Genomic DNA, 24,048 nt, shown 5'->3' on the forward strand with positions numbered 1-24,048 from the left:
GCAATGTAGCGGGATTCGCGCCAAGAGAAAGAACAGGGCAGAGAGGCAGGCCCAAGAAAAAGCCGCGCTGCCATCTGCTGACAGCGCGACCGGATGATGCGGCCGAGGCCTACTTCATCATCATCGCCTTCTGCGACTTCATATAGTGCATGCAGGCGCTCTTCATCTTGCCATTGCTCATGTCAGTGTTGACCATGGCCATTTCCTTGTTCGCGGCCGTCTTGGCCGGCGTGTCGGCGGGGCCGGTCATCATGGCGGTCGATTTCATCATGTTATCGCCGGTGCACGCCATCATGGCGGCGGAAGCGGGGGAAAGGGCGAATGCGAGAAAAGCCGCGGCGGTGAGCAAGGTTTTCATCGAAAAGTCTCCTCCGTAAAACGAAACCGGCGTCGTGCCGGCCTTCGCAATTACGTATCCTCTCGCGACAATGTTTCGCGGAGAAGAAAATTTTCTTGCTGCAATGCGAAGCGAAACGACTCAGCGGCCGCCCGTCGGCGCCTTGGACCGGTCGCTCAGGCTGCCGGTGGCGATGTCCGGTTCGCACGAGGCCTTGCCGCGCTCCTCCGCCTGGCAGCGATAGACGCTGCCAGTGAGACGGTCGACCAGCCACATATTCTCGTCGGTCGGACCTTCGAGGCCGGTATAGCGGCTGGTGAGCCCCGTGATCAGCGTCGAGAGCAGGATCGCCACCGCGATCATCGCCGCGCCGATATAGATGGGCATGGAGCTCAGGGGCACGGTCCGATCCGGCGGGCCATTGCGATAAAACTGGTAGTCACTTGGCCTCGGCACTGGATGAAACTCGGCCCCTCTTCGCTTGCGGTTGTCAGCTGAAAGGTCTGCTAGGCGTGCATCTGGCCGATTTCTTGTTCGCGAGCAGGCCATGCGGCGACGGCTTTGCGACGATCGGCGTGCACGGGCTTCCAACGCAAGAGCGGCCCGGATCGGGGGCCGCTTGCGCGTAGTGTGGCTCGTCACATCAGCGGTGGAACAGACCGCCCATCATGTGGCCGAACAAAGCGCCGGGGCCGCCCATGCCGCCGCCTCCGCCACTGTGAGCGCGACGGCCGCCACCACCGGAGGCGCGATGACGCGCCGGCTCGTCATCGGAGTCGTCGGACGAGGCAACGCGGGTGGAGACGATCTCGGACTGCATCGCCTTGTGCTGGAACTTGTTGAGATAGCCGGTGGTGGGATAACCGCGCGCGGCCTGCCAGCGCTTAATCACGGACCGGGTCTCCTCGTCGAACTTGGCGGTCGCCTTGACGTCGAAGCCGAGGCCGGTCAGGCGGCGCTGCACGTCGCGTCGCTGGTTCTTGTCGAGGCCGATCTGGTCTTCGGAGATCTGGTCGGCTTGTTCGGTGAAGGTCGACGGATCAACGCCGGCGGTGAGGTTGCGCGTCGTCGTGGAGGGACCGTCCTGGATCGCGGCGATGCGGGCCAGCGCGAGCGACTTGAAGGTGCCGTTCGGATAATTGGTCAGGTAAGCGTTGAGCTCCTCGACCTTGTTGGTGTCCTTGATCGAGCGCCAGAACTCGAGCTCGACTTCGCCGGCCTGGGCGACGAACGCCGGAGCGACATCGACGATGGCGGCGGGCGTTGCGGTCGGATTGAGGTAAACCGTGCCGGTGAGATTGGTGTGGCCCCAGGGCAGCTGCGCCTTGTTGGTCTCGTCATTGACCTGGGCACGCACCTTGGTCATCGCCTGCTGGATCTCGACGCCGGGGGAAGCGATGTTGGCGATGAGCGCGCGGGTGAAGGGACTGTTGGTGCCGGCTTCGCCGTCGAGCGCGGTCTGGCCGGGGCCGGTCGCGAAGGCGATCAGCGTGCCTTCGCCGAATTTCATCTCGGCAAGGCCGCTGTCCACGGTCACCGAGCGCGTCGCCTTGGCGGAGCGGATCTTTGCGGCGAAGGGATTGTCGCGGCAGGCGTCGAGGAACACCAGCTTCACCTTGGCGTCCGCCATGGTCTGCTCCAGCGTCGTATCAACATTGATCGCCGCGCCGAGCTTGACGTCCATCTCGGATTTGAGGTCGGCGTCGATCGGCAGCAAATAGTTGGTGCCGTTCACCGCGATGCCGTGGCCGGCATAGAAGAACAGCGCGACATCGGCGCCTTCGCTTTTCTTGCCGAATTCGAGCAGCTTTGCCGTCATGGCGTCGCGGCTGAGGTTGCTGCCCTCGACCACCTCGAAGCCGACATTGCGCAGCACCCGTGCCATCGACTTGGCGTCGATCGCCGGGTTCGGAAGCTGCGGAACGTTCTTGTAGGCCGAGTTGCCAACGACGAAGGCGACGCGCTTGTCCGCGAGCGCCGCGTTGCCAGAGAAGACGAGAGCTGCGAGGGACATTGCCGCGATCAGGAAGCGCATGGTCTTTTCCTCAGATCCAGAACCACCGATGCACCGACTGTGATCTCTTCCAGGAAGCCTGAATGTGATCTGGATCACGCACAGGTCGACGCAGTTCGAACCCGCCCCGAAAAACGCGCAACGACTGCTGTTCACGCGATCGCGCCGGCGCTTCGTTTGCAGGCATGGCAGTCGGCGGGACACCCGAAACGCCGAGGAATGCGCTAAAATGAGATTAGAGCCGGCCGTTTTCCAACGTGACAAAGATCACATCGAAGCGTTTGAACCCACCTTATGCTCGCAGCATCAAATTGCCATCAGACGTAACAGCGAGGATACGACAATGACCCATTTCAATAAGTTCTTTGGACTGAAGGCGATTGCGCTCACCGCCGCGCTGTCGCTGACGGCGGGCCTGGCTTTCGCCGGCGACAACAACGTCTCATCCAGCCAGATCCTGGATGCACTGAAGCCGAAGCCGGTGACCCGCGGCCTGTCCGTCGGTCCGCAGGCCGATCCGACGGCGCAGGCCAAGGAAGCGACCTTCCTCAGCACCGTGCGCAACCGGCAGACCCGCTCGCTGTCGATGGGCGAGCGTGATCAGATCGCCGAACTCGCGGCGACCAAGCCGAACATCGATCTGGAAATTCAGTTCGACTACAACTCGGCCGACATCGCCAAGACCTCGGTGCCGTCGGTGCAGGCACTCGGCAAGGCGCTGTCCGATCCGTCGCTGAAGGGCTCGACCTTCGTGGTCGCCGGCCATACCGACGCGATCGGCACCGAAGAATACAATCAAGGACTCTCCGAACGCCGCGCCGATACCATCAAGAAGTACCTGGTGCAGAACTACGGCCTCAACGGCACCGATCTCGTCACCGTCGGCTACGGCAAGACCAAGCTGAAGGACACCGCCAACGGCGCCGACCCGATCAACCGCCGCGTCCAGGTGGTGAACATGGACACCAAGACTGCGTCAAAGTGATTTGAGAAGCGATCGCCACAATCGACAAGCCGCCTGCCGCGCGAACGGCAGGCGGCTCTCCGTTGTCAGATCCAGCTCTGAAACAGCATCAACCGGTTGAACATCTGCATCGACGTGCCGATGAAGGCGGCCGAGATCGGCAGCATCACGGCAAAGCCAATAGCGGCGACGCCGACATAGGCCCACAGCAGCCAGCGCGGCAGGCCGTCTCTGCGCAAGACATAGACGAGCGCGAGCGAGGCCGCAGTCGCGGCCGGCAGATAATAATAGATGAAGCCGAGCGTACGCGGCAGCAGCGCCCAGGCGAGCCATGGGCCGAAATAGAAAGATGCGATCAGGAACGCATCCCACCGGCGCGCGACGATGAGATCGCGCAGCACCACGGCAAGCGCGAGCAGTGCCGGCCACAGCACCAGCGGATTGCCGAGGAAGACGATCGCCGACACGCTGTCTTCCGCTGTCTTGTCGAACAGGAACCACACCGGGCGCGCGAGCAACGGCCACGACGGCCACGCGCTCATATAGGTGTGGCCGGTGATCGCGGTGGTGGTGTTGTCGGCAAAGATCCTGCGCTGCGCCTCGATCAGATCCGACGGCGACAGACCGTAGAGTGGAACGAAGGCGGCAAGATAAGTCACCGCCGGCAGCACCGCGAAGCAGAGCACGGCATGATGTAGCCCGAAGGCGGGCCACAGATCAGGCCGATACCAGTCGCTCGGCTTCGCGTCGGCAAACAGCGCGTGCCAGCTCTGCATCAGCCGGACGAGTGCGACAATGGCGATGCAGACGCCGAGCGGAAACAACCCGCTCCATTTGCAGGCGGCTGCAAGTCCGAACAGCGCGCCCGCGAGCGCGAACAGCGCCTGCGGCCGCTCGCGTCGAAAACCGTGCATGAAGGCGGCGGTCGCGAGCAGGCCGAAACCAAGCGCAAAGATGTCGAGCATCGCGATGCGGGCCTGCACGTACAGCATCTGATTGAAGGCCGCGATCAGCGCGGCCGCGATCGCAGGCCCCTGCGATCCGAATAGCGCGAGGCCGCAGAGATAGATCGCGACGATCGCAAGCGCGCCGAACAGCGTCGCCGGATAGCGCCAGCCGAACGCATTGTCGCCGAACGCCGCGATCGATGCTGCGATCAACTCTTTCGCCAGCGGCGGATGCATCGGATTGAGCATCGGCTGCGCCATCGAGGAGCCGAGCATCTGCCGCGCCGCCGGCACATAATGCACCTCGTCGAAGACAAATTTTTCCGGCGTCACCAGCCCGATCAGCAGCGCGAGATGCGCGGCTAGGAAAATCGCGACAGCGATCACTGCGCTCCTCGACACCTTCGGAACCGCAGGCAATTCAAGCGGAGGCCGTGGGGCTATTTTGCGCGGCAAATCTGCATCACCGTGGAGAAAAAATAACTCGCTCGCTGCATTGAACGCATTCTGCCGCAACTGTCACTAAGCCTAGGCGCGTCGTGCGCCGCTTGTGATAATTTGGCCACAACACAAGTGCGCGCGACCCGGTGCGATCAGGAACATATCGATTGGTTGCGAAATGAATTTGCGTTTTCTGCTTTTCCCCACACTGCTGTCTGCCGTCGAGCGCCACGTCGAGCTTGCGTTTGCCGGTATCGATCCCGGCACAGATCGTGATACGCTTGGCCATCTTCCTCGACCCTCCCTTGTGAATGCGAACCTGAAGTTCGTTCAACCATGCGGGTCCCGATGAAGTGCCGACCGCGATCTTGCTACAAAACGCTGCCCTCAAGGCTTCGGTGGGCATCGATCCGATCGATCGGCGGCCGAGCTCGGGCGGCCACCCGGGCTGGGCCGTTCCTCACGGAACGAGGCCATTCTAGTCCGGCGCGCTAATACAAGGGTGGGCAAAGCGAAGCGTGCCCACCATTGCTGCAGCGAATGCGGACGCATGGTGGGCACGGCGCGCGAGGAGCACGCCTTTGCCCACCCTACGGCGTCCGCCCCAGCCTTCACGCCGCCGACTTGCCCTCGAACGCACGGCGCAGCACTTCGACATCCAGCTTCACCATCTTCATCATCGCCTGCATCGCGCGAGCCGCCGCAGCCCTGTCCGGGCTCGAGAGGAACTCGAACATCACCTTCGGCACCACCTGCCATGACACGCCGTAGCGGTCATTGAGCCAGCCGCACTGCTGTTCCTTGCCACCATGGGCCAGGAACGCATTCCACACGCTGTCGACCTGGGCCTGGTCGTCGCAATGAATCATCAGCGACAGCGCGTGGGTGTATTCCACCTTCATTCCGCCATTGAGCGCGACCAGGGGCTGTCCGGCCACCGTGAACTCGACGACGAGCACGGAGCCCTCCTTGCCGGACGGGTTGTCCGAGACGTTGCGCTGAACGTGCGCGATCTCCGAATTCGGCACGAGTGAGACATAGAACTTTGCGGCTTCCTCGGCATCGCCGTTGAACCACATGCAGGGCACGACCTTGGACATCGTGGAGGCTCCTCTCTAGCGTTTCGATTTGCTTGAGTTTCGATCAGGCGTTCGCCATGTCCGGCTGGGTGGTGGCCGCCGCGAGGTCCAGCCAGTTCACACCCCACATATGGCCATCCGGATCCTCGAAGCTGCGGCCGTACATGAAGCTGAACTCCTCCTTCGGGCTGGGATCGGCCGTGCCGCCAGCAGCTTCAGCCTTGCCGACGATATCGTCGACGTCGTTGCGGCTGTCCGCGGACAGGCAGAGCAACACCTGGTTCGAGGTCTTGGCATCCGCAATCGGCTTCGGCGTGAACTGCCGGAACTTGTCGTGGGTCATCAGCATCGCGAAAATGGTCTCGGAGAAGACCATGCAGGACGCCGTCTCGTCGCTGAATTGCGGATTCGTGACCGCGCCGATGGCCTCATAGAAGGCCGTGGCGCGCTTGAGGTCGATCACCGGCAGGCTGACGAAGATCATCTTGGGCATCGGAAGCTCCTTGCGAGGGGGTCTGCCCAAGGACGGATGGCCGGGCGGCCATCCGACGTTGCTTCCGGATTTTTTCTGACCGGGTCCTGCGTGGTTCTGCCGCAGCGGAACCAGCTAGGCCCGCAACCGATCCTACTTCTTCTCGTTCGGATCCCGGTGCACCGGGTCGATCCACAGCACGGTCTCCGGCTTCTCGATCGGTTCAATATCAAGGTTGATCGCGACCGCCTCGCCGTCGCTGCGCACCAGCACGCATTCCAGCACCTCGTCTGGGCTGGCATTGATTTCCTGGTGCGGCACGTAAGGCGGCACGAAAATGAAATCGCCGGGGCCGGCCTCCGCGGTGAATTGCAGACTCTCACCCCAGCGCATCCGCGCCTTGCCCTTCACCACATAGATAATGCTTTCGAGATGGCCGTGATGATGCGCGCCCGTCTTGGCATCGGGCTTGATGCTGACCGTGCCGGCCCACAATTTCTGCGCGCCGACGCGGGCGAAATTGATCGCGGCCTTGCGGTCCATCCCCGCTGTCGACGGCACGTTCGGATCGAGCTGGTTGCCCGGGATGACGCGCACGCCGTCATGTTTCCAGCGATCGTCATGATCGTGTGCATGGTGGGGATGCGTGTGGTCATGGCCGGTCATAGGTCTTGCTTCCTGTTGGTTCCGTGCGGGCGAAACTAACCCAAAGCCGCATCCGCAAGCCATACCAAAATCGGAACTCTCATAGCCATCAGCCGTTGGTATTCCGAGCAAAGCGGAAGGAGAGTTTCATGGGTAGCACGAGCGACAAGATCAAGGGCACCGCCAACGAGGCGATCGGCAAGGCCAAACAGGGCGTCGGTGAAGCCACCGGTTCCGACCGCCTGAAGGGCGAAGGCGCGGTCCAGGAAGTGAAGGGCAAGGGCCAGCAGGCCATGGGCGATGCCAAGGACGCCGCGAAGGAAGCGATCGATCGCGCCGCTGCGGCGGCCCGTCGCGCGGCGGAGTAACGCGCGCAAGACTGAAACAGACAAGACTGAAAGCGAAAAGACCGGCCGCGAGGCCGGTCTTTTGGTTTTGTGCGGTCACTTCACCGCGAGCAATTCCACGTCGAACATCAGCGTCGCATTCGGCGGAATCACGCCACCGGCGCCGCGGGCGCCGTAGCCGAGCTGCGGCGGAATGATCAGCGTGCGCTTGCCGCCGACCTTCATCGAGGCAACGCCCTCGTCCCAGCCGGCGATAACGCGGCCCTTGCCGATCGGAAACTCGAAGGGCTCGTTGCGATCGACGGACGAGTCGAATTTCTTGCCCTTCTGGCCATTCTCATACAGCCAGCCGGTGTAGTGCATTACGCAAATCTGGCCGGGCTTCGGCGAAGCGCCGGTGCCGACGACGCTGTCGATAACTTGCAAGCCTGAAGCTGTGGTCATGGTTTTCCCTGCAGTCTGGGCCGAGGCCGTGGTGGAAACGAAATCGGACACGCCGCCGATCACGGTGATCGCGAGTGCCGACATCATGGCGAGGAGCGCGCGCTGGAAACGCTGCATAAGACACCTTCCGTTTGAGGCGGGAGGTGTCTAGCGCAACGAGGGTGTGGTTTCCAGCCCCGGGGTCTCGATCAATAGCCGAGCGCGCAGCCGTCCTTGCGCGGGTCGGAACCGCCGGTGAGCGTACCCTTGTCCCAGTCGATCCAGATCGCCTGGGCGCCGCCGAGCGGGCCGACTACGCTGGTGGTCTTGTGGCCGAGCTTCTTCAGGCCATCCACGATATCAGCCGGCACGCTGTCCTCGAGCTGATACTGGCCCTCGTAGTGCAGGCCGCGCGGCATGTCGATCGCCTCCTGCACGTCGCAGCCATAGTCCAGGATGTTGGTCACCACATGGGTCTGGCCGACCGGCTGATACTGGCCGCCCATCACCGCGAACGGCATCACGGACCGGCCGCCCCTGGTGAGGAGGCCCGGCATGATCGTGTGCAGCGGGCGCTTGCCGCCCTCGATGCAGTTGGGATGGCCCGGCTGGATGCGGAAGCCGCCGGCGCGGTTCTGCAACAGCACACCGGTCTTGTTCGACACGATCGCCGAGCCGAAGGAATGCGCGATCGAGTTGATGAACGAGCAGACGTTGCGGTCCTTGTCGACGACCGTGATGTAGATGGTCGAGGGATTCATCGGCGGCGCGACGTTCGGCAGGTCGAGCATGCCGTCCATGCGGATCTTGCTGATGTACTCGTCGGCAAAGCCCTTCGCGAGCATCTCGGCGACGTCGATCTTCATATGCTCGGGAGAGGCGACGTGCATCTCGCGATTCATATAGGCGATGCGCGCGGCTTCCGCCTCGAGATGGAAACGTTCGACGCTGAGCGGAGCGTACTTCGTCAGGTCGAAGCGCGACAGGATGTTGAGCATCAACAGCGCGGTGACGCCGGGGCCGTTCGGCGGGCACTGCCAGACGTCATAGCCCTTGTACATGGTGCCGATCGGCGTGGTCGTCTCGGTAGTGTGCGCGGCGAAATCGTCGAGCGTATGGAGGCCACCGATCCCACGCAGCGTCTCAACCATATCCTCCGCGATCGGCCCCTTGTAGAAGGCGTCGCGGCCGTCCTTGGCGATCGCGCGCAGCGTCTTGCCGAGCTCGGCCTGGCGGATGACGTCGCCGGCGACCGGCGGCTTGCCGCCCGGCAACAGGTAACGCACGGTGTTGGTCCCGTTCTTCAGCTTCTCGAACTGGTTCTTCCAGTCGAAGGCGATGCGGGGCGCAACGACATAGCCTTCCTCGGCCGCCTTGATCGCGGGCTGGAGCAGCCGGTCGAAGCCGAACTTGCCGTGGTCGCGCAAAACGGTCGCAAAGGCGTCGATCACGCCGGGGATCGAAACTGCGTGCGCCGATGTCAGCGGCACGGACGTAATCTTGCGCTCGAGATACCAGTCGGCGTTGGCGGCCTTGGGCGCCCGGCCGGAGCCGTTATAGGCTGTGATCTTGCCTTCGCCGCGCGGCTGGATCAGCGCAAAGCAGTCGCCGCCGATGCCGGTCGATTGCGGCTCGATCACGCCGAGCACGGCCGAACCCGCGACCGCCGCGTCCACCGCCGTGCCGCCGTCGCGCAACACCTCGATCGCGGCCAGCGAGGCCTGCGGATGCGAGGTCGCGACCATCGCGTTGGTGGCGTGGACCGTGGACCTGCCGGGAAAATGGAAGTTTCTCATGCGAATTCTTGCTCTCTTGGCGTCTCAGCTAAGTCCTGGGGCGCGCGTGTCGCGCCATCTCGGAAAAACCGGGCCTTCATGACACATTCCGGCCCGCCGGGGCAATGCTGGCATACCACGGAAATGGCTGCCATCCGCTGGGCGTATAGGCTTTTCGCGGCCATCCGCCATGCGGGTTTTCTGGGCGCCGGCCGCCTGCTAAACGAGCCGCCATGACTTTAAACAACTTGGTCTCCAAGGTCTGCGCCTTCTACCAATTCGCCGCCCTGCCCGATTACCGCGAGCTGCGCGAGCCGCTGCGCGCGCTCTGCACGCGCCTGGCGCTGAAGGGCAGCGTGCTGCTGGCGCAGGAGGGCATCAACGGCACCATCGCGGGCGCGCCCGAGGCGATCAACGCCTTCGCACATGAGCTCGCGCACGGCGACATGTTCGGCGGCAGGCTCGACAATCTCGAATTGAAGTTCTCGACCGCCCAGGCGATGCCGTTCGGCCGGCTCAAGGTGCGGCTGAAGAAGGAGATCGTCACGCTCGGTGACGAAGCCGCCGACCCGACGCGGCCGGTCGGCACTTACGTCGACGCCGCCGAATGGAATGCGCTGATCGCGGCGCCCGACACGCTGGTGCTCGACACCCGCAACGCTTTCGAGGTGGCGATGGGGACGTTCGAGGGGGCGGTCGATCCTGAAATCAAGAGCTTTGGCCAGTTCAAGGATTTTGCGGCACAACAGCTCGATCCGGCAAAGCACCGCAAGATCGCGATGTTCTGCACCGGCGGCATCCGCTGCGAGAAGGCGAGTGCGCATCTGCTCGCGCGCGGCTTTGCCGAGGTCTACCATCTCAAAGGCGGTATCCTCAGATATCTGGAAGAGGTGCCGGAGGCGCAAAGCCGCTGGCGCGGGGAATGCTTCGTGTTCGACGAGCGCATCGCGCTCGGCCACAACTTGCGGGAATCTGGCTTGCGCGAACGGGACAAGGACGCGGCACGTGACGAATGAGATCAAGACGCTGACCGAGCGCATCGACACGCTGGAGACGCGCCTGGCCTATCAGGACCACACCATCGAGACCCTGAACCAGACCATCACTGCGCAATGGAAGCAGATCGACGCGCTGACGCGGCAGCTCGCGCAGCTCAGCGAGCGGCTGCAAGAGGCCGAGGCGAATGCGCCGGGCCCCACCAGCGAACGCCCGCCGCATTATTGAGCTCTCGTGCCCCGGTCGCAGCGCAGCGCCCTTCGCGATGCGCTGCTGAACCGAGACCCATCACCGTGGCGAAGAAAGAACTGGGTCCCGGCTCAGCGTCGCATCGTTTCACGCTGCGCCGCGTCCGGGACACGATGGCTCTCACACCGGATGGCTTTTACTGACCAGACGCCCTGGGCAGCAGGTTCATGACTTCGCCGGACATCATCAGGCGGTCGCGGCCGGCATCCTTGGCGGCGTAGAGCGCCCGGTCGGCGGCCTCCACCAGCGATCCGGCTCCTGCGGTGCGCTCGAACGCCGGCCGGCATGCCGCGCCGCCGACCGAGACGGTGACGCATGCCGCCGCCGGACTGGAGGCATGAACGAGGCCTGCATCGTGGACGGCACTGCGGATCCGCTCGCCGATCCGGGCGCAGCCGGCGGCATCGGTGTTCGGCAGCAGCATGGCGAATTCCTCGCCGCCGTAGCGCGCCGCGAGATCGCCGACTCGCTGCATCTCGGCGGCAATGATCTTGGCGACCACGCGCAAACAGGCGTCACCTGCGGGATGGCCATATTCGTCGTTGTAGGCCTTGAAGTGATCGACGTCGATCATCAAGAGGCCGAGGTTGGAACGGTCGCGATAGGCGCGCGCCCATTCCTCGTTCAGCCGCTCGTCGAAGTGGCGGCGGTTGGCAAGCCCGGTAAGGCTGTCCTCGATTGCGAGCGTCTCGAGCCTGGTCTCCAGCTCCTTCTGCTCGGTGATGTCGCGTGAGATCGCGACCACGCCATCGACATTGCCATTGTCCTTGCGCGTCACCCGCATGGTCGATTCCAGCCAGACCTCGGATTTCTGTCGGTGCACGTTGCGGTAGGTGACGCGCGCTTCGTCCTTGTCGCCTCGCTTCATGGCGTCGACGATGGCCTGGACCTGCGGCAGGTCCTCTGGATGGATGCCCGCGAGCGCAGGCGTGCCGATCAGTTGATTGGCGCGCCAGCCGACGACGCGGTTCGACGACGGCGAGACGTAGCGCAGCCGCTCGTCGAGCCCGATGCGGGTGACCATGTCGCTGGAGCCTTCCGCGAGCAGGCGGAAATGGGCTTCCTTCTCGACCAGGGCGGCGGCCATGCGCTGGCCGCGCTGCAACTGCCGCACCAGCACGGCGCCGATGACAGCGATCAGCATCACCAGCGCGAGCACATAGAGCATGCGGGAGATGGCCGCCGCGCGCCAGGGCGCGAGCAGCTCCTCCTTGTCGACGGTGGCGAGCAGGACGAGCGGATACCGGCTGCTGCGCTTGAAGAAGCTGACGCGCTCTGCGCCGTCCAGCGGCGACTTGAAATGATAGGCGCCGCTCGGCCGTTGCAGGCCGGCGTCGCGGAACAGTGGAGTGTCGCCGACGTTGCGGCCGACGAATTTCTCGTTGCTCGGATTGCGCGCGATGATCATGCCGTCGCCGTACATCAGCGCCACGGAGCTGTTGCGGCCGATCTCGAACTGCTCGTAAAAATGCGAAAGGTATCTGGAGCTGATGGCCGCGAGCACGACGCCGCCAAAGCTGCCGTCCTGCTTGTTGAAGCGGCGCGACAGGGTGACGACCCATTCGCCATCCAGCAGGCTCTTCACGGGATGGCCGATAAAGGCCTCGCGTTTGGGCGAGAGCTGGTGATAACGGAAGAACGCGTCGTCGCTCAGCGTCGAGGCGATCGTGCCGGGCGAGGTCAGCCAGTTGCCCTGGTCGTCGATGATGGCGAGGCTGTGGACGCGCTCGATCGCCTTGCGGCGCGCCTCCAGCAGGCTGCGCAGCTTCGTGATCGTGGCGGGGTCGGTGCCATCCATCTCGAGCCGGCTGACGACGCCGACGACACCGGAATCCAGGAGATCGAGGCTGTCCTCGGCATGCTGCGTCAGCGAACGGGCGACGTTCGCCATCTCCGTCTCGGCGCCCTTGAGCACGGCGTCACGTGCAGCCCATTCGCGCCAGCCGCCAACGCCGAGAATGGTCGCGCAAGTGAGCAAGACAAACGCGGCCGCGCGCAGCGGCAGGCGGCTCCATCCAGCTCTCTGTGAGGCAACGTTCATGCGGCAGAAATCTCCGATCGCCGGAACTTCCGCCGCTTCTGTTATTGAACCCTGAAGCGCTTGGTGACATTCGCGAGCATATGCGGGGTTTCCCGTACTCCTACGGACGCAAGCATCCGCGGATCGCTAACAAGGCGTTATCAAGCCTATCGGAAACCGGCGACCCGCCGCGCCTTAACTGAAGATCGACTTAACCTTGTCCCAGAGTGACTGGCTGTCCGCCTCCGCGTCGGCTTTCGACGGCGTCGGCTGGGCGGCGCTGACGGGATCGGACGCAGGGAAACTGTCCTCCAGCCCGGCATCGAGCTTGGCATGGCGATCGGCGGCGAGCGCCTTGTGCAGATCATCCGCATGCTTGTCATGCGGTGCGGGATTGAATGTCTCAGCCATGGATTCCTCCTCCATTGCCTGATCAACGCGGCGCATTTGCGCTGGTTCCCCTGTTCCGCTCGGGCCTTGGGCAGTGTATCAGGAACCTCAATCTGCATCAGGACAGTTCGTGCCCCAATCTGCGACAAAACCGTTCATCGACGTGCTCTCTGGCCAGCGCCAGGCCATCCCGCCGGTCTGGATGATGCGGCAGGCCGGCCGCTATCTGCCGGAATATCGCGAGGTGCGGGCGAAGGCCGGCGGCTTCCTCGATCTCTGCTTCAATCCGGAGCTTGCCGCTGAAGTCACGCTGCAACCGATCCGCCGGTTCGGCTTCGATGCGGCGATCATTTTCTCCGACATCCTCGTGATCCCCTATGCGCTTGGCCGTTCCGTGCGCTTTGAGGTCGGCGAAGGCCCGCGGCTCGAGCCGCTGGATGATCCCGGCAAGGTCGCGACGCTCGCCCCGCACGCCGACCTCGGCAAGCTCGCGCCGGTGTTCGAGGCGCTGCGCATCGTGCGCGGCACACTCGATCCGAAGATTGCGCTGATCGGCTTCTGCGGCGCGCCGTGGACGGTCGCCACCTACATGGTCGCGGGCCACGGCACGCCGGACCAGGCGCCGGCGCGGATGATGGCCTACCGGCATCCGGAAGCGTTCTCAAAAATCATCGACGTGCTGGTCGAGAGTTCGATCGACTATTTGCTCGCACAACTCGCCGCCGGCGCCGATGCGTTGCAGATCTTCGACACCTGGGCGGGCGTATTGCCGCCGGCCGAGTTCGCGCGCTGGTCGGTCGAGCCGACACGGCGCATCGTCGAAGGCGTACGCGCCAAGGTGCCGGGGGCAAAAATCATCGGCTTCCCCCGCGGCGCCGGCGCGCAATTGCCTGCTTACGTCGAGGCGACCGGCGTCAACGGCGTCAGCATCGACTGGACCGCTGAGCCCTCGTTCATCCGCGAGCGCGTGCAAAGCAAAGTCGCGGTGCAGGGCAATCTCGATCCGCTGGTGCTGATCACCGGCGGCGCCGCGCTCGACCGCGCGGTCGACAACGTGCTGGCGAACTTTGGGCAGGGGCGGCTGATCTTCAATCTCGGCCACGGCATCCAGCCGGAAACACCGATCGCCCATGTCGAGCAGATGCTGAAGCGGGTGCGCGGCTAACTTGACCGGCCCCGAGAGGCAGGATCAAAAAAACGCGAAAACAACCCCATGCAAAGTAGAAATCATTGAAGGATTTCGTCCGGCATGGCCTTCAGTCCTGCCGCGAAGACGTTTGACTCGTCGGGCAAAACAGGCGCACGCTTGCATGATCGCGCCGATGTGCCCTCGCGGCTGGCTACCGTGGCCGGCTGCGCTCGATGATCTCGGCAGCGCCCTTGGCCAATAGCTCGAGTCCCACCGCACGGCCGAGTTCGCGCGGACGGTTGGCGGGGCCGGCGTGCGAGGCTTCGATGATGGTGTTGCCGGAGAGATCGAGCACGGATGCGGCGAGCGACATCTGATCGCCGTCAATCGTCGAGAACCCCGCCACGGGCGAATTGCAGTGGCCGTTGAGCACCCACAGCACCTCGCGCTCGGCATCGGCACAGGCATGTGCAGCGGGATCGTCGATCGATGCGAGGATACGCCGCGTCTGCCAGTCCTGCGCGGCGCATTCCACCGCGACGATGCCCTGCCCCGCCGCAGGCAGCATCTCCGCCGCAGAGAATTCGTAGCCGATGCGGCCGGAAAGCCCGACGCGATCGAGCCCCGAGCGCGCCATGATCAGCGCATCGGCAGGGCCCACCGCACCGCCATCCGGCAGGCGTTGCTTCTCGCCATTGTCGAGTTTTCGCACGCGGGTGTCGGCGGCGCCGCGGAAATGGATGACCTCGATATCCGGAAACAGCCTTCGCACATAGGCCGCCCGGCGCACGGCGTTGGTGCCAACTTTAAAGCCCTTGCCACGCGACTGGCGCAGCGCCTCCAGCGTCACGCCGTCGCGGAGCACCAGTGCATCGCTGGCCGGATCGCGCGACAGCGTGGCGCCGATGACGAGGCCCGGCGTGTCCTCATTGCCCGGCATGTCCTTCAGCGAATGCATCGCCGCATGTAGCTCGCCCGAAAGCACGGCAGCGCGAATCTGCGCCACGAAGGCGCCGCCCTTGCCGCCATGCGGCAGTAGCTTGCTGGTCTGGTCGAGATCGCCTGACGTGTCGAACTTGACGATCTCGACATCGATGTCGGGCATGGCGGCGGTCAGGCGGCGCGCGATCTCTTCCGTCTGTGCCAGCGCCATCGCGCTCTTGCGTGTGCCGATCTTTAGTCGCGTAGCCAAGCCGTCTGCTCCTTCTCGCGCGGGTCTACCGCGCATCCTCCAATATCATATCCGAGGCCTTTTCGGCGATCATGATGATCGGCGCATTGGTATTCCCCGACACGAGATCGGGCATGATCGAGCCGTCGACGACGCGAAGACCTTCGAGCCCCCTCACCTTCAGCCGCTGGTCGACCACCGAAAGCGCATCATTGCCCATACGACAGGTCGAGGTCGGATGGTAGATGGTGCTGCCGCGCTCGCGGCAGTAATCCAGCAGTTCCGAATCCGTGGATATCTTCGCCCCAGGATCATACTCGTTGATCACGAACGGCTTCAGCGCCGGCGCATGCAATATCTTGCGAAGGATCTTCAGACCTTCGACGTTGGTGGTGCGGTCGGTCTCGGTCGACATATAGTTGATGCGGATTTCCGGCGGCACGGTCGGGTCCGCACTCCTGATGTGCAAGGAGCCGCGGCTTTCGGGCCGAAGCTGGCACACCGAAGCCGTGAAGCCGGAGAAATCATGCAGCTTCTCGCCCATCTTGTCGGTCGAGAACGGCAGGAAGTGGACCTGGATATCGGGCGAAGCCAACCGGGGACTGGTCTTGAAGAAGGCGCCCGCGGTGCCCGCCGCGATCGTCAGCCAGCCTTTCCGGAACAGCGCGTAGCGCGCGCCGGCGAGCGTGCGGCGAAGCGGATGGTTGACGGTGTCGTTGAGCGTGATCTTCTGCGAGCAGCGCATCACGATTCGGACCTGCATGTGGTCCTGCAGATCATGACCGACGCCTTTCGCATCCAGCACCACATCGATGCCGTGCTGGCGCAGGAGATCGGCGGGGCCGACCCCGGAGAGCTGGAGCAGCTGCGGCGAGTTGTAGGCGCCGCTCGACAGCACGATCTCTTTTCGCGCACGGGCGCGACGGACGGTGACGCCCTGCCGATACTCGACTCCGACCGCGCGGCGCCCCTCGAACAGCACGCGCTGACCGAGCGCTGATGTTTCGATCTTGAGATTGCCGCGCGCCTTCGCGGGGCCGAGATAAGCCACCGACGTCGACGCGCGGCGGCCGTTGCGCGTCGTGGTCTGGAACAGGCCGACGCCTTCCTGCGTGGCGCCATTGAAATCAGGGTTGTAGGGCAAGCCGTTTTCGACGGCGGCATCGATAAAAGCCTTCGACAGCGGATCGGTCACGACCATGTTGGACACCGGCAGCGGCCCGCCAGTGCCGTGATATTGATCGGCGCCGCGCGACTGGTTCTCCGCCTTCTTGAAATAGGGCAGCACGTCGTCATAGCCCCAGCCGGTGTTGCCGAGCTGGCGCCAGCGATCATAGTCCTCGTGCTGGCCGCGGACATAGAGCAGTCCGTTGATCGAGCTCGAACCGCCCAACGTCTTGCCGCGCGGCTGGAACACCTGACGTCCTTTCAGCTCGGGCTCCGGCTCGGTCTGGTACATCCAGTTGACGGTCTTCTCCTTGAACAGTTTTCCGTAGCCGAGCGGCACGTGGATCCAGATGTTGGAATCCTTCGGGCCGGCCTCGAGCAGCAGCACGCTGTGCTTGCCGTTCGCCGAGAGCCGGTTGGCGAGCACGCAACCGGCGGAGCCGGCGCCGACGATGATGTAGTCGAATTCGGGATCGATTGGTGCGAGGGAGGAATTTGCGTTCATGCGCTACTATTCTTGTTGTTGGTGTTGGCGTTTCCAGTGTCGTCACTAGAGCACCGTTCCGATAGAATCGGAACAGTGCTCTAGATTCTTGTTTTGACGCGTTTTCTTTACGCGAACCGGTACCTACTTCGCTCGAAAACGCTTTCGCACGATCATGCGCGCAGACGCAGCGCCTCGACTAGCGACTTGAACGCACGGGCATATTCCGCGCCCGCCCTTGCGATATCCGCGCGTCCGGCGCAGGCGACCGCGGCCTCCGTCACCGCGCCGAGCAGCAGCCGCGCCAGCGGCTCGACCGGCTGCCGTGCGATCAGGCCGGCCTCCATGGCAGCGGTGATCGCGCGCGGCAGCTTACCGCCGAAATGCTGCGCATCGATCTCGCGCCAGCGCTCCCAGCCGAGCACGGCCGGCCCGTCGCGCAGGATGATCTGGCCGGTCGGGCCTTTGGCTGTCGCCGCAAAATAATGCTGCGTGCCGGCGACCATCGCGGCGAGCACGTCCTTCTCGGCCCGCGCAGTGCTGTCGATCTCCGCGACGAGGTCGCGCGAGACCAGATCGAACACGGCTTCGAACACCGCCTCCTTGGTCTTGAAGTGATGATAGACCGCGCCCTTGGCGACACGGGCGGCCTCCGCGATCTCGTCCATCGTGGTGGCGGCAAAGCCTTGCGTCCCGAACAGGCGCCGCGCCGCCGTCAGAATCGCCTCCGATGTCGCGGCCCGCCGCTCTGCCTGTTTTGCCATCGCTCTCGTCTAGTCCAATTCGCCTGACCCGGCCAGTTGACTTTTAGACCGCCGGTCGGTATTTACCGACCATAAGTCGGTTTTTATTGTGAGGTGCGCCATGCCGAGCCGTGACATCGTGGAAGCCTTTGCGCAGCGGTTAGAGAATGGGAATTTCGTCGGCGCGATCGAGCAGTTCTACGCGCCCGATGCGGCGACCTATGAGAACAACGCCGCCCCGACGGTCGGGCGCGACAAGCTCGTCGCCAAGGAGCGCGGCGTGCTGGCCGCAAGCAAGGAGGTCAAGGCCGTGCGCGTCGGGCCGAGCCTGATCGAGGGCGACAACGTCGCGACGCGCTGGATGTTCAGCTTCACCAATGCCGAAGGGATCATCCGAACGCTGGATGAGATCGCCTGGCAGACCTGGCGAGGCGACGAACTGATCGAAGAGCGGTTCTATTACGATCCGAAGCAGCTGGGGCGGTGACCAGAACGCGGGCATAAAGGCGAGGACGTCAGTTCCGGCGCCTAGACGCGGAATCAAGAATACATACCCTAGCGTGAGTTCTTCTCCCGTTTTTTCGGAACGCGGTTCGGCGCAGCCGTCTTTTGAATCGTTGCCTGGGCGTAGGGGGTGCCTGCCATGGCGGCTTCGAGACCGCTGCTTCCCCGCTCGATCAGTGCAAGAAAAACGGATTTCGCTTTCCCGGGGTCACGGCTTTCCCGATAGGTGCGGTGGGCCCGGACGAAAGCCACGGTCCATGTTGCCAGAAGCAGGTTGGCCGCTAATTGAGCGTCGGGATCGGTCACTTCTTGTCCTACGCTTTCGGCGAGTGCCACCATCACGACCTGTGCGAGTTCATCGCGGATCCCTCTGGCCCGAGCGATGAGAGCCGGGCTCTTCTCGATCGTTTCTACAAAGCCCTGGGTTTCAGATGAGAAATGGATGTAGAGAGGGTCTTCCGAAGCGGCCCGGCGCGCGAGCAGACGCAACGCCTCGATCGGGGCCACACTTGCATCGCGGTACCGGAGGGCATTGCGAAGCGTTTCGCGCCCCTCCTCGTCGCGATCGAAGAACATGTCTTCCTTACGCGGGAAATGATTGAAGACCGTCATCCGGCCGACGTCGGCGGCCTCTGCGATCTCGTCCACCGTCACGTTGTCGAAACCGCGCTCGATGAAGAGGCGCGTCGCAGCGTCGGAGATCCCCTGTCGCGTGGCAAGGCGCTTACGGGTCCGGCGATCGGGCGGCAGCATTGACAAAATCTCCAAAGACGCAGATTTATATACTTAGTACATAATTGGTGTGAGTCCACGCATGTCGAGCGTACATAATTGGATGAAATACATGAAAAATCAACACGATGGCTCTGCGCCGAGGGAAAACGTGCTCATTTCCGGGGCGAGCTTCGCAGGATTGACCACAGCGTATTGGATGAACCAACTCGGCTACGCGGTGACGGTCGTCGAAGTCTCGAAAGGCCTCAAGAAAGGCGGGACGCCGGTGAACATCGGCGACGACGTTGCTGACATCTTGAAGCGCATGGGCCTGATCGAGCAGATCCGAGCAGCCCGCTTGAACATGGAAGCGGCAGAGCGCAAAAACGCCGACGATGGCGCGGCCGGACCGCTGCAGATGCCGCCCGGGACCATCCAATCCCAAATCGATTGGGAAATCGAGCGCGATACACTTCTGGATTTCATGTTTGACGTCGTGAAAGACGACGTGGAGTTCGCTTTCGGAAACAGTATCGAAGAAATGGTCGAAACGGAAAACGATGTCAGAGTCTCCTTCGAGGATGGCTCGCAGCGATCGTTCGCCTTGATATTCGGGTGCGACGGCATCCATTCGCGCGTCCGAAAACTGCGGTTCGGAGACGAAGCCCAATACGCGCATTTCCTTGGGCAATATTTTTCCATCACGATCGTCGACGAACTGCTGATCAGGGAAAATACGACACAAGTGTTCAACGAACACGGCAGGTTCGTGATGCTGAACGCCTACAACAACAAGACGGATATCGTTCTCTGTTTCTCTTCCGAGAACGAGATTTCCTACAACTATCGGGACGAAGCGCAGCAGCGAAGGATCATCACAGAACAATTCGCCGGACAAGGTTGGAAGATCCCGGAACTGTTGGAAAACGTAGCGAATTCGACGTCGTTCTACTTCGACAAGATTTGTCAGATAAAAATGCCGTCTTGGACGAAAGGCAGAGTGGCGCTCGTCGGCGATGCGGCCTACTGCGCCTCCCCGGCTGCGGGCATGGGCGGGTCGCTGCCGATCATCGGCGCGACGGCGCTGGCGAATGCATTTCAAACAAACAATGGGGACTTCCAACTGGCATTTCGGGACTACGATGAAAGCTTCCATCCCTACATCGAACGGGTGCAAGCCGACGCCGTACGCAATCTGGACGCGCTGAATCCGGGACCTAAAGACGTTTGAGCGCTCTCTTGAGAGCCTTCACAGGTGCTGCGGCGTAACGCGCGGCTGGAAGCGACCGATTATCCGGCGCCGTCCGAAAACGGATAACGCGCGAGGTCCTATGCGGTAAGCCTACCGCTACGATGATGACGTCCGCGGCACACATTTGTATCGATTTGTTATCGATACGGTGGTTTCAACACGCAGAAGTGGTCCCGGGCGTGCCGGCCGGCCGGGATAATTCATAGTTCGTCAAAGGTTTGCAGCGAATTCTCAAGCCGAGCCGGACAACGGCCCATCCTGCAGGCTCTGGAATGCGGACTCAACTGACCAGCTATTTCGCGCGGCTGTTCGCCGGCGATCTGTCCGTCTTTGGCGGACCCGCAACCGACGAAGCCGTCGCCGGCCATATCCGCGCTGAACAGATGTCGCTGGTGCTCGGCTATTCAGTCGGCATCATGCTGGCCAATGCCTGCAATGCCACGGTGCTCGCCATCGCGCTGTGGCAGTCGCCTGATTGGAAGCTTGCCTTGATCTGGGCGACTGCCGTTGCGAGCGGCGCGATCGTGTTCGGCCTGCAATCCCACGCTTCGCGCCGGATCACCAAACCACAATTCGTGTCGCGCCGCGCCATGCACCGGCTGGTACGCAACGCTGTCGTCCTCGGCACCGCCTGGGGCATCGTCCCGGTCGCGTTCTTCGCGAATGCGTCGACCGGCGGCCAGCTTGTCATCACCTGCCTCTGTTCGGGAATGCTGGCGGGCGGTGCGCTTGCCTTCGCCACAATCCCGATCGCGGCCATCGCGTTCACGGCCCCCATCTTCGTCGGCATCGCGATCTGCCTCGGCAGAAACGGCGACCTGGCCTTTCTGCTGATTGCCTTCCTGGTGGTGGTCTACGGCAGCGTGCTGCTGCGGGGTGTGTTCGTCAATTCGTTCGCATTCGCGCGGCGCGTGATCCGGCAGATCGAAGCGGAGCGCACGGTCCGGCAGGATGCTCTGACCCAGCTGCCCAACCGCGTCGCCTTCAACGAGACGCTCGATGCCGCGCTCAAGCGCCTCGCCTTGTCCGGCGAGGAGTTCGCGGTGCTGCTGCTCGACCTCGACCGCTTCAAGGAGGTCAACGACAAGTTCGGCCATCCCGCCGGCGACGAATTCCTGGTCCAGGCCGCAAGCCGCCTGCAACGCTGCACCCGCGCGGCCGAGCATGTCGCGCGTATCGGCGGCGACGAATTTGCGCTGGTGATGGCCAATCTGGCGCGGCCGGAAGATGCGCTGGAAATCGCCGAGCGCTTCGTCGCAGCCTTCACTGAACCGTTCCTGATCGAGGGCTGCGAGATCGTCGGTGCAACCAGCGTCGGCATCGTGCTGGCGCCGCGCGACTGCAACACGCCGCTCGACATCATGAAGAACGCCGACACGGCGCTCTATCGCGCCAAGAAGGCCGGACCGGGGGCGGTGTGCTTCTTCGAGGAAGCCGACGACAAGGCGTCGCGCGATCGCAAGGCGCTGCAAACGGACCTGGAAGGCGCGATCGCCAGGGACGAGCTGTTCCTGATGTTCCAGCCGTTCCTCGATCTCGACGACAACCGCATCACCGGGTTCGAAGCGCTGCTGCGCTGGCAGCATCCCTCGCGCGGACTGGTGCCGCCGAGCGAATTCATTGGGATCGCCGAGGAGACCGGGCTGATCCACGAGATCGGCGAATGGGTGATCCGGCGCGCTTGCGCGACGCTAGCAGACTGGCCGGAGGACATCCGCGTCGCCGTGAATTTCTCCGCGGCGCAGTTTCACAACAACGGCATCCTCCAGATCGTCGTGCAGGCGCTGGCCGATGCCAGGATCGCACCACACCGGCTCGAGATCGAGATCACGGAATCGATGCTGCTGTCGAAATACGGCTCGGCCGCATCGGTCCTCAATGCGCTGCTGCAGCTCGGAGTCACGGTGGCGCTCGACGATTTTGGAACGGGCTTCTCCTCGCTCACTTACCTGCGCAAGCTGCCGTTCAGCCGCATCAAGATCGACCAGTCCTTCATCCGCGACATGCTGGTGCAACCGGACTGCGCCGCGATCGTGAAATCAGTGATTGGGCTGGCGCGCGACTTGCGCATCGGCGTTGTCGCCGAAGGCGTCGAGACCGCCGGCCAGCTCGAATATCTGCGCCAGATCCAATGCGACGAAGTGCAGGGCTATCTGATCGGGCGCCCGGTGTCGGCCGAGCAGGTTCTTTCGATGGTCGGCCCGAGAAAGCATCGGGCGACCTACGCCGCGTAGGCGTATATTCGCAAGTATGGGGGTCTGCTTCTAAAGGTGAAGCAGACCTACGCAGGCCCCCCTTTTGACCCGTAATCTCGTCGGCAATGAAAGCGGCCTTCAACGACTTTCGCTTATCGGCGCCTTCGCAACGTCGAAGTTGATGGCAGGCCCTCACTTTGCGTTCACGAAATCAAAGAGCCCTCCATTGCTGAGAGTGGCGCCAAGGAGCCAGGAGACGACTGACATTTCAGTTCGATGGGAGCATTACTGTATTGACCGGGGCCTTAAACTCGGCCGTCGGCTCGCTTTACGTAAGCAACTGGGACCTAAATCGAGGTAGGCCTGTGCGCGAGACCGAGCGCCTGTCAGCTTTAATAGGTGACATCTATGATGCCGCCCTCGACCCAGTATTGTGGATCGGCGTGCTTGAGAAAGCAGCAAAGTTTGTCGGCGGTCCAGCCGCCTCGATTTATTCAAGGGATGCCGTCAGCAGGGCAGCGTCCGCTGCTTATCAATTTGGTCTCGAACCTCGTTACGTGCGCCTTTACCTTGAAAACTACGCAAAGCTTGATCCAACCTTACCAGGTTACTTCTTCGCCAAAGTCGGGGAACCGACCCACGTTCCCGATGTCATGGCCTACGACGAATTTCTCCAGACGCGCTTTTACAAGGAGTGGTCGCGGCCACAGGGGATCGTCGATTCGCTAAATGCGGTGCTCGACAGATCAGCGACGACGGCCGCCATGTTCGTGGTATTCCGCCACGAACGCGATGGCCTGGTTGACGAGGAGGCGCGCCAACGGATGCGACTGATCGTGCCGCATATTCGCCGTGCGGTACTCATTAGCAATGTTATCAGGCTTAAAAAGGCGGAAGCCGCGAGTTTTGCTGACGCACTTGATGGCATCCGCGACGGCATGTTCCTCATTGATGCTCAGGGGCGCATCGTCCATGCCAATGCCAGTGGCCACGCTCTGCTGGCCGACGGGGCACTGCTGCATGCGGTTGGGCAGAAGCTGGGTGCCCATGACGCCAGCGCTGAGCAAGCATTGCACGACGTATTTCTTGCGGCGGGCACTGGAGATGCGGCGGTTGGTATCAAGGCCATCGCGCTACCGCTCACGGCGCGCGATGGCGAGCATTACGTCGCGAACGTGCTACCACTCACATCGGGAGCGCGCCGTCGCACAGGAACAAACTATCGGGCTGTTGCTGCACTGTTCGTGCACAAGGCAGCATTGGAGGCTCCCTCTCCGCCTGAGGTGATAGCCAAGAGCTACAAGTTAACAGCAGCAGAATTGCGGGTGCTACTGGCCATCGTCGAGGTAGGCGGCGTCCCCGAGGTCGCCGAGGCCCTCGGCATCGCGGAGACAACGATTAAGACGCACCTCGGTCGCATTTTCCAGAAGACCGGCACCGGCCGCCAGGCTGATCTCGTCAAGCTCGTGGCGGGTTTTGCAAGTCCGCTCCGGGGCTCAACCACCTCGGTCGCAGAACCGTGATCGGCATCCTCCGATCGGAGGACGCAACCGCCAGCCATCGCGCGCAAGACCCGCAAGGCACAGTGCC

The 24,048-nt window shown here is 63.0% G+C and carries 25 protein-coding genes; 9 read left to right on the top strand and 16 right to left on the bottom strand.

Annotated features, from left to right (window positions below; all coding sequences use genetic code 11):
- Positions 1-109 precede the first annotated feature (109 nt).
- The 3 genes from ABIB73_RS34470 to ABIB73_RS34480 form a co-directional block, all read right to left on the bottom strand.
- The gene (locus tag ABIB73_RS34470; protein ID WP_354231578.1) at positions 110-358 is read right to left on the bottom strand and encodes a hypothetical protein; all 249 of its coding nucleotides are present in this window, start codon (positions 356-358) and stop codon (positions 110-112) included.
- A 120-nt stretch (positions 359-478) separates the two neighbouring features.
- Entirely contained in the window at positions 479-724 is a 246-nt protein-coding gene (locus ABIB73_RS34475) for a hypothetical protein (protein WP_354231579.1), read from the bottom strand.
- A gap of 256 nt (positions 725-980) precedes the next feature.
- Positions 981-2,372 (bottom strand): caspase family protein, encoded by a 1,392-nt coding sequence (locus ABIB73_RS34480; RefSeq protein WP_354231581.1) that lies wholly within the window; start codon positions 2,370-2,372, stop codon positions 981-983.
- Positions 2,373-2,694: 322 nt separating this feature from the next.
- On the opposite strand from ABIB73_RS34480, the gene ABIB73_RS34485 reads away from it, so the two are divergent.
- Positions 2,695-3,336 carry an OmpA family protein gene (locus ABIB73_RS34485; RefSeq protein ID WP_354231583.1) on the top strand — a complete coding sequence of 214 codons (642 nt, stop codon included), beginning with the start codon at positions 2,695-2,697 and terminating at the stop codon, positions 3,334-3,336.
- Between the two features lie 65 nt (positions 3,337-3,401).
- Here ABIB73_RS34485 and ABIB73_RS34490 read toward each other — a convergent pair whose 3' ends face one another.
- The 5 genes from ABIB73_RS34490 to ABIB73_RS34510 form a co-directional block, all read right to left on the bottom strand.
- Positions 3,402-4,682 (bottom strand): phospholipid carrier-dependent glycosyltransferase, encoded by a 1,281-nt coding sequence (locus ABIB73_RS34490; RefSeq protein WP_354231585.1) that lies wholly within the window; start codon positions 4,680-4,682, stop codon positions 3,402-3,404.
- 43 nt (positions 4,683-4,725) lie between these two features.
- A complete protein-coding gene (locus ABIB73_RS34495) occupies positions 4,726-4,992 on the bottom strand; it encodes a hypothetical protein (RefSeq protein ID WP_354231587.1) in 267 nt (88 codons plus the stop codon).
- Between the two features lie 322 nt (positions 4,993-5,314).
- Positions 5,315-5,803 (bottom strand): VOC family protein, encoded by a 489-nt coding sequence (locus ABIB73_RS34500; protein ID WP_354231588.1) that lies wholly within the window; start codon positions 5,801-5,803, stop codon positions 5,315-5,317.
- A gap of 43 nt (positions 5,804-5,846) precedes the next feature.
- Positions 5,847-6,275, bottom strand: a complete 429-nt coding sequence (locus ABIB73_RS34505; RefSeq protein WP_354231590.1) for a VOC family protein — start codon at positions 6,273-6,275, stop codon at positions 5,847-5,849.
- A gap of 132 nt (positions 6,276-6,407) precedes the next feature.
- Positions 6,408-6,920 (bottom strand): cupin domain-containing protein, encoded by a 513-nt coding sequence (locus tag ABIB73_RS34510; RefSeq protein ID WP_354231592.1) that lies wholly within the window; start codon positions 6,918-6,920, stop codon positions 6,408-6,410.
- A gap of 128 nt (positions 6,921-7,048) precedes the next feature.
- On the opposite strand from ABIB73_RS34510, the gene ABIB73_RS34515 reads away from it, so the two are divergent.
- Positions 7,049-7,267, top strand: a complete 219-nt coding sequence (locus tag ABIB73_RS34515; RefSeq protein WP_354231594.1) for a CsbD family protein — start codon at positions 7,049-7,051, stop codon at positions 7,265-7,267.
- Positions 7,268-7,342: 75 nt separating this feature from the next.
- Here ABIB73_RS34515 and ABIB73_RS34520 read toward each other — a convergent pair whose 3' ends face one another.
- Together ABIB73_RS34520 and ggt are read right to left on the bottom strand one after the other, a co-directional pair.
- Complete coding sequence (locus tag ABIB73_RS34520; RefSeq protein ID WP_354231596.1) at positions 7,343-7,807, bottom strand: FKBP-type peptidyl-prolyl cis-trans isomerase; 465 nt, start codon at positions 7,805-7,807, stop codon at positions 7,343-7,345.
- A 71-nt stretch (positions 7,808-7,878) separates the two neighbouring features.
- The gene (gene ggt / locus ABIB73_RS34525; protein ID WP_354231598.1) at positions 7,879-9,465 is read right to left on the bottom strand and encodes a gamma-glutamyltransferase; all 1,587 of its coding nucleotides are present in this window, start codon (positions 9,463-9,465) and stop codon (positions 7,879-7,881) included.
- Positions 9,466-9,692: 227 nt separating this feature from the next.
- On the opposite strand from ggt, the gene trhO reads away from it, so the two are divergent.
- On the top strand, positions 9,693-10,460 hold the full coding sequence (gene trhO / locus ABIB73_RS34530) for an oxygen-dependent tRNA uridine(34) hydroxylase TrhO (protein ID WP_354231643.1): 768 nt from the start codon (positions 9,693-9,695) through the stop codon (positions 10,458-10,460).
- Positions 10,450-10,668, top strand: coding sequence for a SlyX family protein (locus ABIB73_RS34535; protein WP_354231600.1), 219 nt, complete (start codon positions 10,450-10,452; stop codon positions 10,666-10,668). The genes trhO and ABIB73_RS34535 overlap by 11 nt, the downstream gene beginning before the upstream one ends.
- Positions 10,669-10,825: 157 nt before the next feature.
- Here ABIB73_RS34535 and ABIB73_RS34540 read toward each other — a convergent pair whose 3' ends face one another.
- Positions 10,826-12,730: a diguanylate cyclase gene (locus ABIB73_RS34540; RefSeq protein WP_354231601.1), complete on the bottom strand. Its 1,905-nt coding sequence runs from the start codon at positions 12,728-12,730 to the stop codon at positions 10,826-10,828.
- A gap of 174 nt (positions 12,731-12,904) precedes the next feature.
- Positions 12,905-13,120: a hypothetical protein gene (locus ABIB73_RS34545; protein WP_354231603.1), complete on the bottom strand. Its 216-nt coding sequence runs from the start codon at positions 13,118-13,120 to the stop codon at positions 12,905-12,907.
- A gap of 109 nt (positions 13,121-13,229) precedes the next feature.
- On the opposite strand from ABIB73_RS34545, the gene hemE reads away from it, so the two are divergent.
- Positions 13,230-14,264, top strand: coding sequence for a uroporphyrinogen decarboxylase (gene hemE / locus ABIB73_RS34550; RefSeq protein ID WP_354231605.1), 1,035 nt, complete (start codon positions 13,230-13,232; stop codon positions 14,262-14,264).
- A 175-nt stretch (positions 14,265-14,439) separates the two neighbouring features.
- Here hemE and hemC read toward each other — a convergent pair whose 3' ends face one another.
- From hemC to ABIB73_RS34565, 3 genes are all read right to left on the bottom strand, one after another.
- Positions 14,440-15,420 (bottom strand): hydroxymethylbilane synthase, encoded by a 981-nt coding sequence (hemC, locus tag ABIB73_RS34555; protein WP_354231607.1) that lies wholly within the window; start codon positions 15,418-15,420, stop codon positions 14,440-14,442.
- A 25-nt stretch (positions 15,421-15,445) separates the two neighbouring features.
- Positions 15,446-17,071, bottom strand: a complete 1,626-nt coding sequence (locus ABIB73_RS34560) for a GMC family oxidoreductase (protein WP_354231609.1) — start codon at positions 17,069-17,071, stop codon at positions 15,446-15,448.
- A gap of 152 nt (positions 17,072-17,223) precedes the next feature.
- Positions 17,224-17,814, bottom strand: a complete 591-nt coding sequence (locus ABIB73_RS34565) for a TetR/AcrR family transcriptional regulator (protein ID WP_354231611.1) — start codon at positions 17,812-17,814, stop codon at positions 17,224-17,226.
- 100 nt (positions 17,815-17,914) lie between these two features.
- Between ABIB73_RS34565 and ABIB73_RS34570 the strand changes: the two genes are divergently transcribed.
- Positions 17,915-18,280, top strand: coding sequence for a nuclear transport factor 2 family protein (locus tag ABIB73_RS34570; RefSeq protein WP_354231612.1), 366 nt, complete (start codon positions 17,915-17,917; stop codon positions 18,278-18,280).
- 68 nt (positions 18,281-18,348) lie between these two features.
- Here ABIB73_RS34570 and ABIB73_RS34575 read toward each other — a convergent pair whose 3' ends face one another.
- Positions 18,349-19,050, bottom strand: a complete 702-nt coding sequence (locus ABIB73_RS34575; protein ID WP_354231614.1) for a TetR/AcrR family transcriptional regulator — start codon at positions 19,048-19,050, stop codon at positions 18,349-18,351.
- Positions 19,051-19,141: 91 nt separating this feature from the next.
- Between ABIB73_RS34575 and ABIB73_RS34580 the strand changes: the two genes are divergently transcribed.
- From ABIB73_RS34580 to ABIB73_RS34590, 3 genes are all read left to right on the top strand, one after another.
- Positions 19,142-20,242, top strand: coding sequence for an FAD-dependent monooxygenase (locus ABIB73_RS34580; RefSeq protein WP_354231616.1), 1,101 nt, complete (start codon positions 19,142-19,144; stop codon positions 20,240-20,242).
- A gap of 293 nt (positions 20,243-20,535) precedes the next feature.
- Positions 20,536-22,497: a putative bifunctional diguanylate cyclase/phosphodiesterase gene (locus ABIB73_RS34585; RefSeq protein WP_354231618.1), complete on the top strand. Its 1,962-nt coding sequence runs from the start codon at positions 20,536-20,538 to the stop codon at positions 22,495-22,497.
- Between the two features lie 326 nt (positions 22,498-22,823).
- Positions 22,824-23,981 carry a helix-turn-helix transcriptional regulator gene (locus ABIB73_RS34590; RefSeq protein ID WP_354231620.1) on the top strand — a complete coding sequence of 386 codons (1,158 nt, stop codon included), beginning with the start codon at positions 22,824-22,826 and terminating at the stop codon, positions 23,979-23,981.
- The last annotated feature ends 67 nt before the right edge of the window (positions 23,982-24,048 follow it).

The sequence above is a fragment of the Bradyrhizobium sp. F1.4.3 genome (assembly GCF_040548375.1).
Taxonomy (GTDB): Bacteria; Pseudomonadota; Alphaproteobacteria; order Rhizobiales; family Xanthobacteraceae; genus Bradyrhizobium.

Excerpts from the sequence above, each read along its gene's own strand:
- ABIB73_RS34505 (WP_354231590.1), bottom strand. The coding sequence starts at position 6,275 with ATGCCCAAGATGATCTTCGTCAGCCTGCCGGTGATCGACCTCAAGCGC.
- ABIB73_RS34560 (WP_354231609.1), bottom strand. The coding sequence starts at position 17,071 with ATGAACGCAAATTCCTCCCTCGCACCAATCGATCCCGAATTCGACTAC.
- ggt (WP_354231598.1), bottom strand. The coding sequence starts at position 9,465 with ATGAGAAACTTCCATTTTCCCGGCAGGTCCACGGTCCACGCCACCAAC.
- ABIB73_RS34520 (WP_354231596.1), bottom strand. The coding sequence starts at position 7,807 with ATGCAGCGTTTCCAGCGCGCGCTCCTCGCCATGATGTCGGCACTCGCG.
- ABIB73_RS34585 (WP_354231618.1), top strand. The coding sequence starts at position 20,536 with ATGCGGACTCAACTGACCAGCTATTTCGCGCGGCTGTTCGCCGGCGAT.
- ABIB73_RS34475 (WP_354231579.1), bottom strand. The coding sequence starts at position 724 with ATGCCCATCTATATCGGCGCGGCGATGATCGCGGTGGCGATCCTGCTC.
- ABIB73_RS34540 (WP_354231601.1), bottom strand. The coding sequence starts at position 12,730 with ATGAACGTTGCCTCACAGAGAGCTGGATGGAGCCGCCTGCCGCTGCGC.
- ABIB73_RS34575 (WP_354231614.1), bottom strand. The coding sequence starts at position 19,050 with ATGCTGCCGCCCGATCGCCGGACCCGTAAGCGCCTTGCCACGCGACAG.
- ABIB73_RS34515 (WP_354231594.1), top strand. The coding sequence starts at position 7,049 with ATGGGTAGCACGAGCGACAAGATCAAGGGCACCGCCAACGAGGCGATC.
- ABIB73_RS34480 (WP_354231581.1), bottom strand. The coding sequence starts at position 2,372 with ATGCGCTTCCTGATCGCGGCAATGTCCCTCGCAGCTCTCGTCTTCTCT.
- ABIB73_RS34570 (WP_354231612.1), top strand. The coding sequence starts at position 17,915 with ATGCCGAGCCGTGACATCGTGGAAGCCTTTGCGCAGCGGTTAGAGAAT.
- ABIB73_RS34485 (WP_354231583.1), top strand. The coding sequence starts at position 2,695 with ATGACCCATTTCAATAAGTTCTTTGGACTGAAGGCGATTGCGCTCACC.
- ABIB73_RS34565 (WP_354231611.1), bottom strand. The coding sequence starts at position 17,814 with ATGGCAAAACAGGCAGAGCGGCGGGCCGCGACATCGGAGGCGATTCTG.
- ABIB73_RS34500 (WP_354231588.1), bottom strand. The coding sequence starts at position 5,803 with ATGTCCAAGGTCGTGCCCTGCATGTGGTTCAACGGCGATGCCGAGGAA.
- ABIB73_RS34495 (WP_354231587.1), bottom strand. The coding sequence starts at position 4,992 with ATGGCCAAGCGTATCACGATCTGTGCCGGGATCGATACCGGCAAACGC.
- ABIB73_RS34510 (WP_354231592.1), bottom strand. The coding sequence starts at position 6,920 with ATGACCGGCCATGACCACACGCATCCCCACCATGCACACGATCATGAC.
- ABIB73_RS34545 (WP_354231603.1), bottom strand. The coding sequence starts at position 13,120 with ATGGCTGAGACATTCAATCCCGCACCGCATGACAAGCATGCGGATGAT.
- ABIB73_RS34580 (WP_354231616.1), top strand. The coding sequence starts at position 19,142 with ATGAAAAATCAACACGATGGCTCTGCGCCGAGGGAAAACGTGCTCATT.
- ABIB73_RS34470 (WP_354231578.1), bottom strand. The coding sequence starts at position 358 with ATGAAAACCTTGCTCACCGCCGCGGCTTTTCTCGCATTCGCCCTTTCC.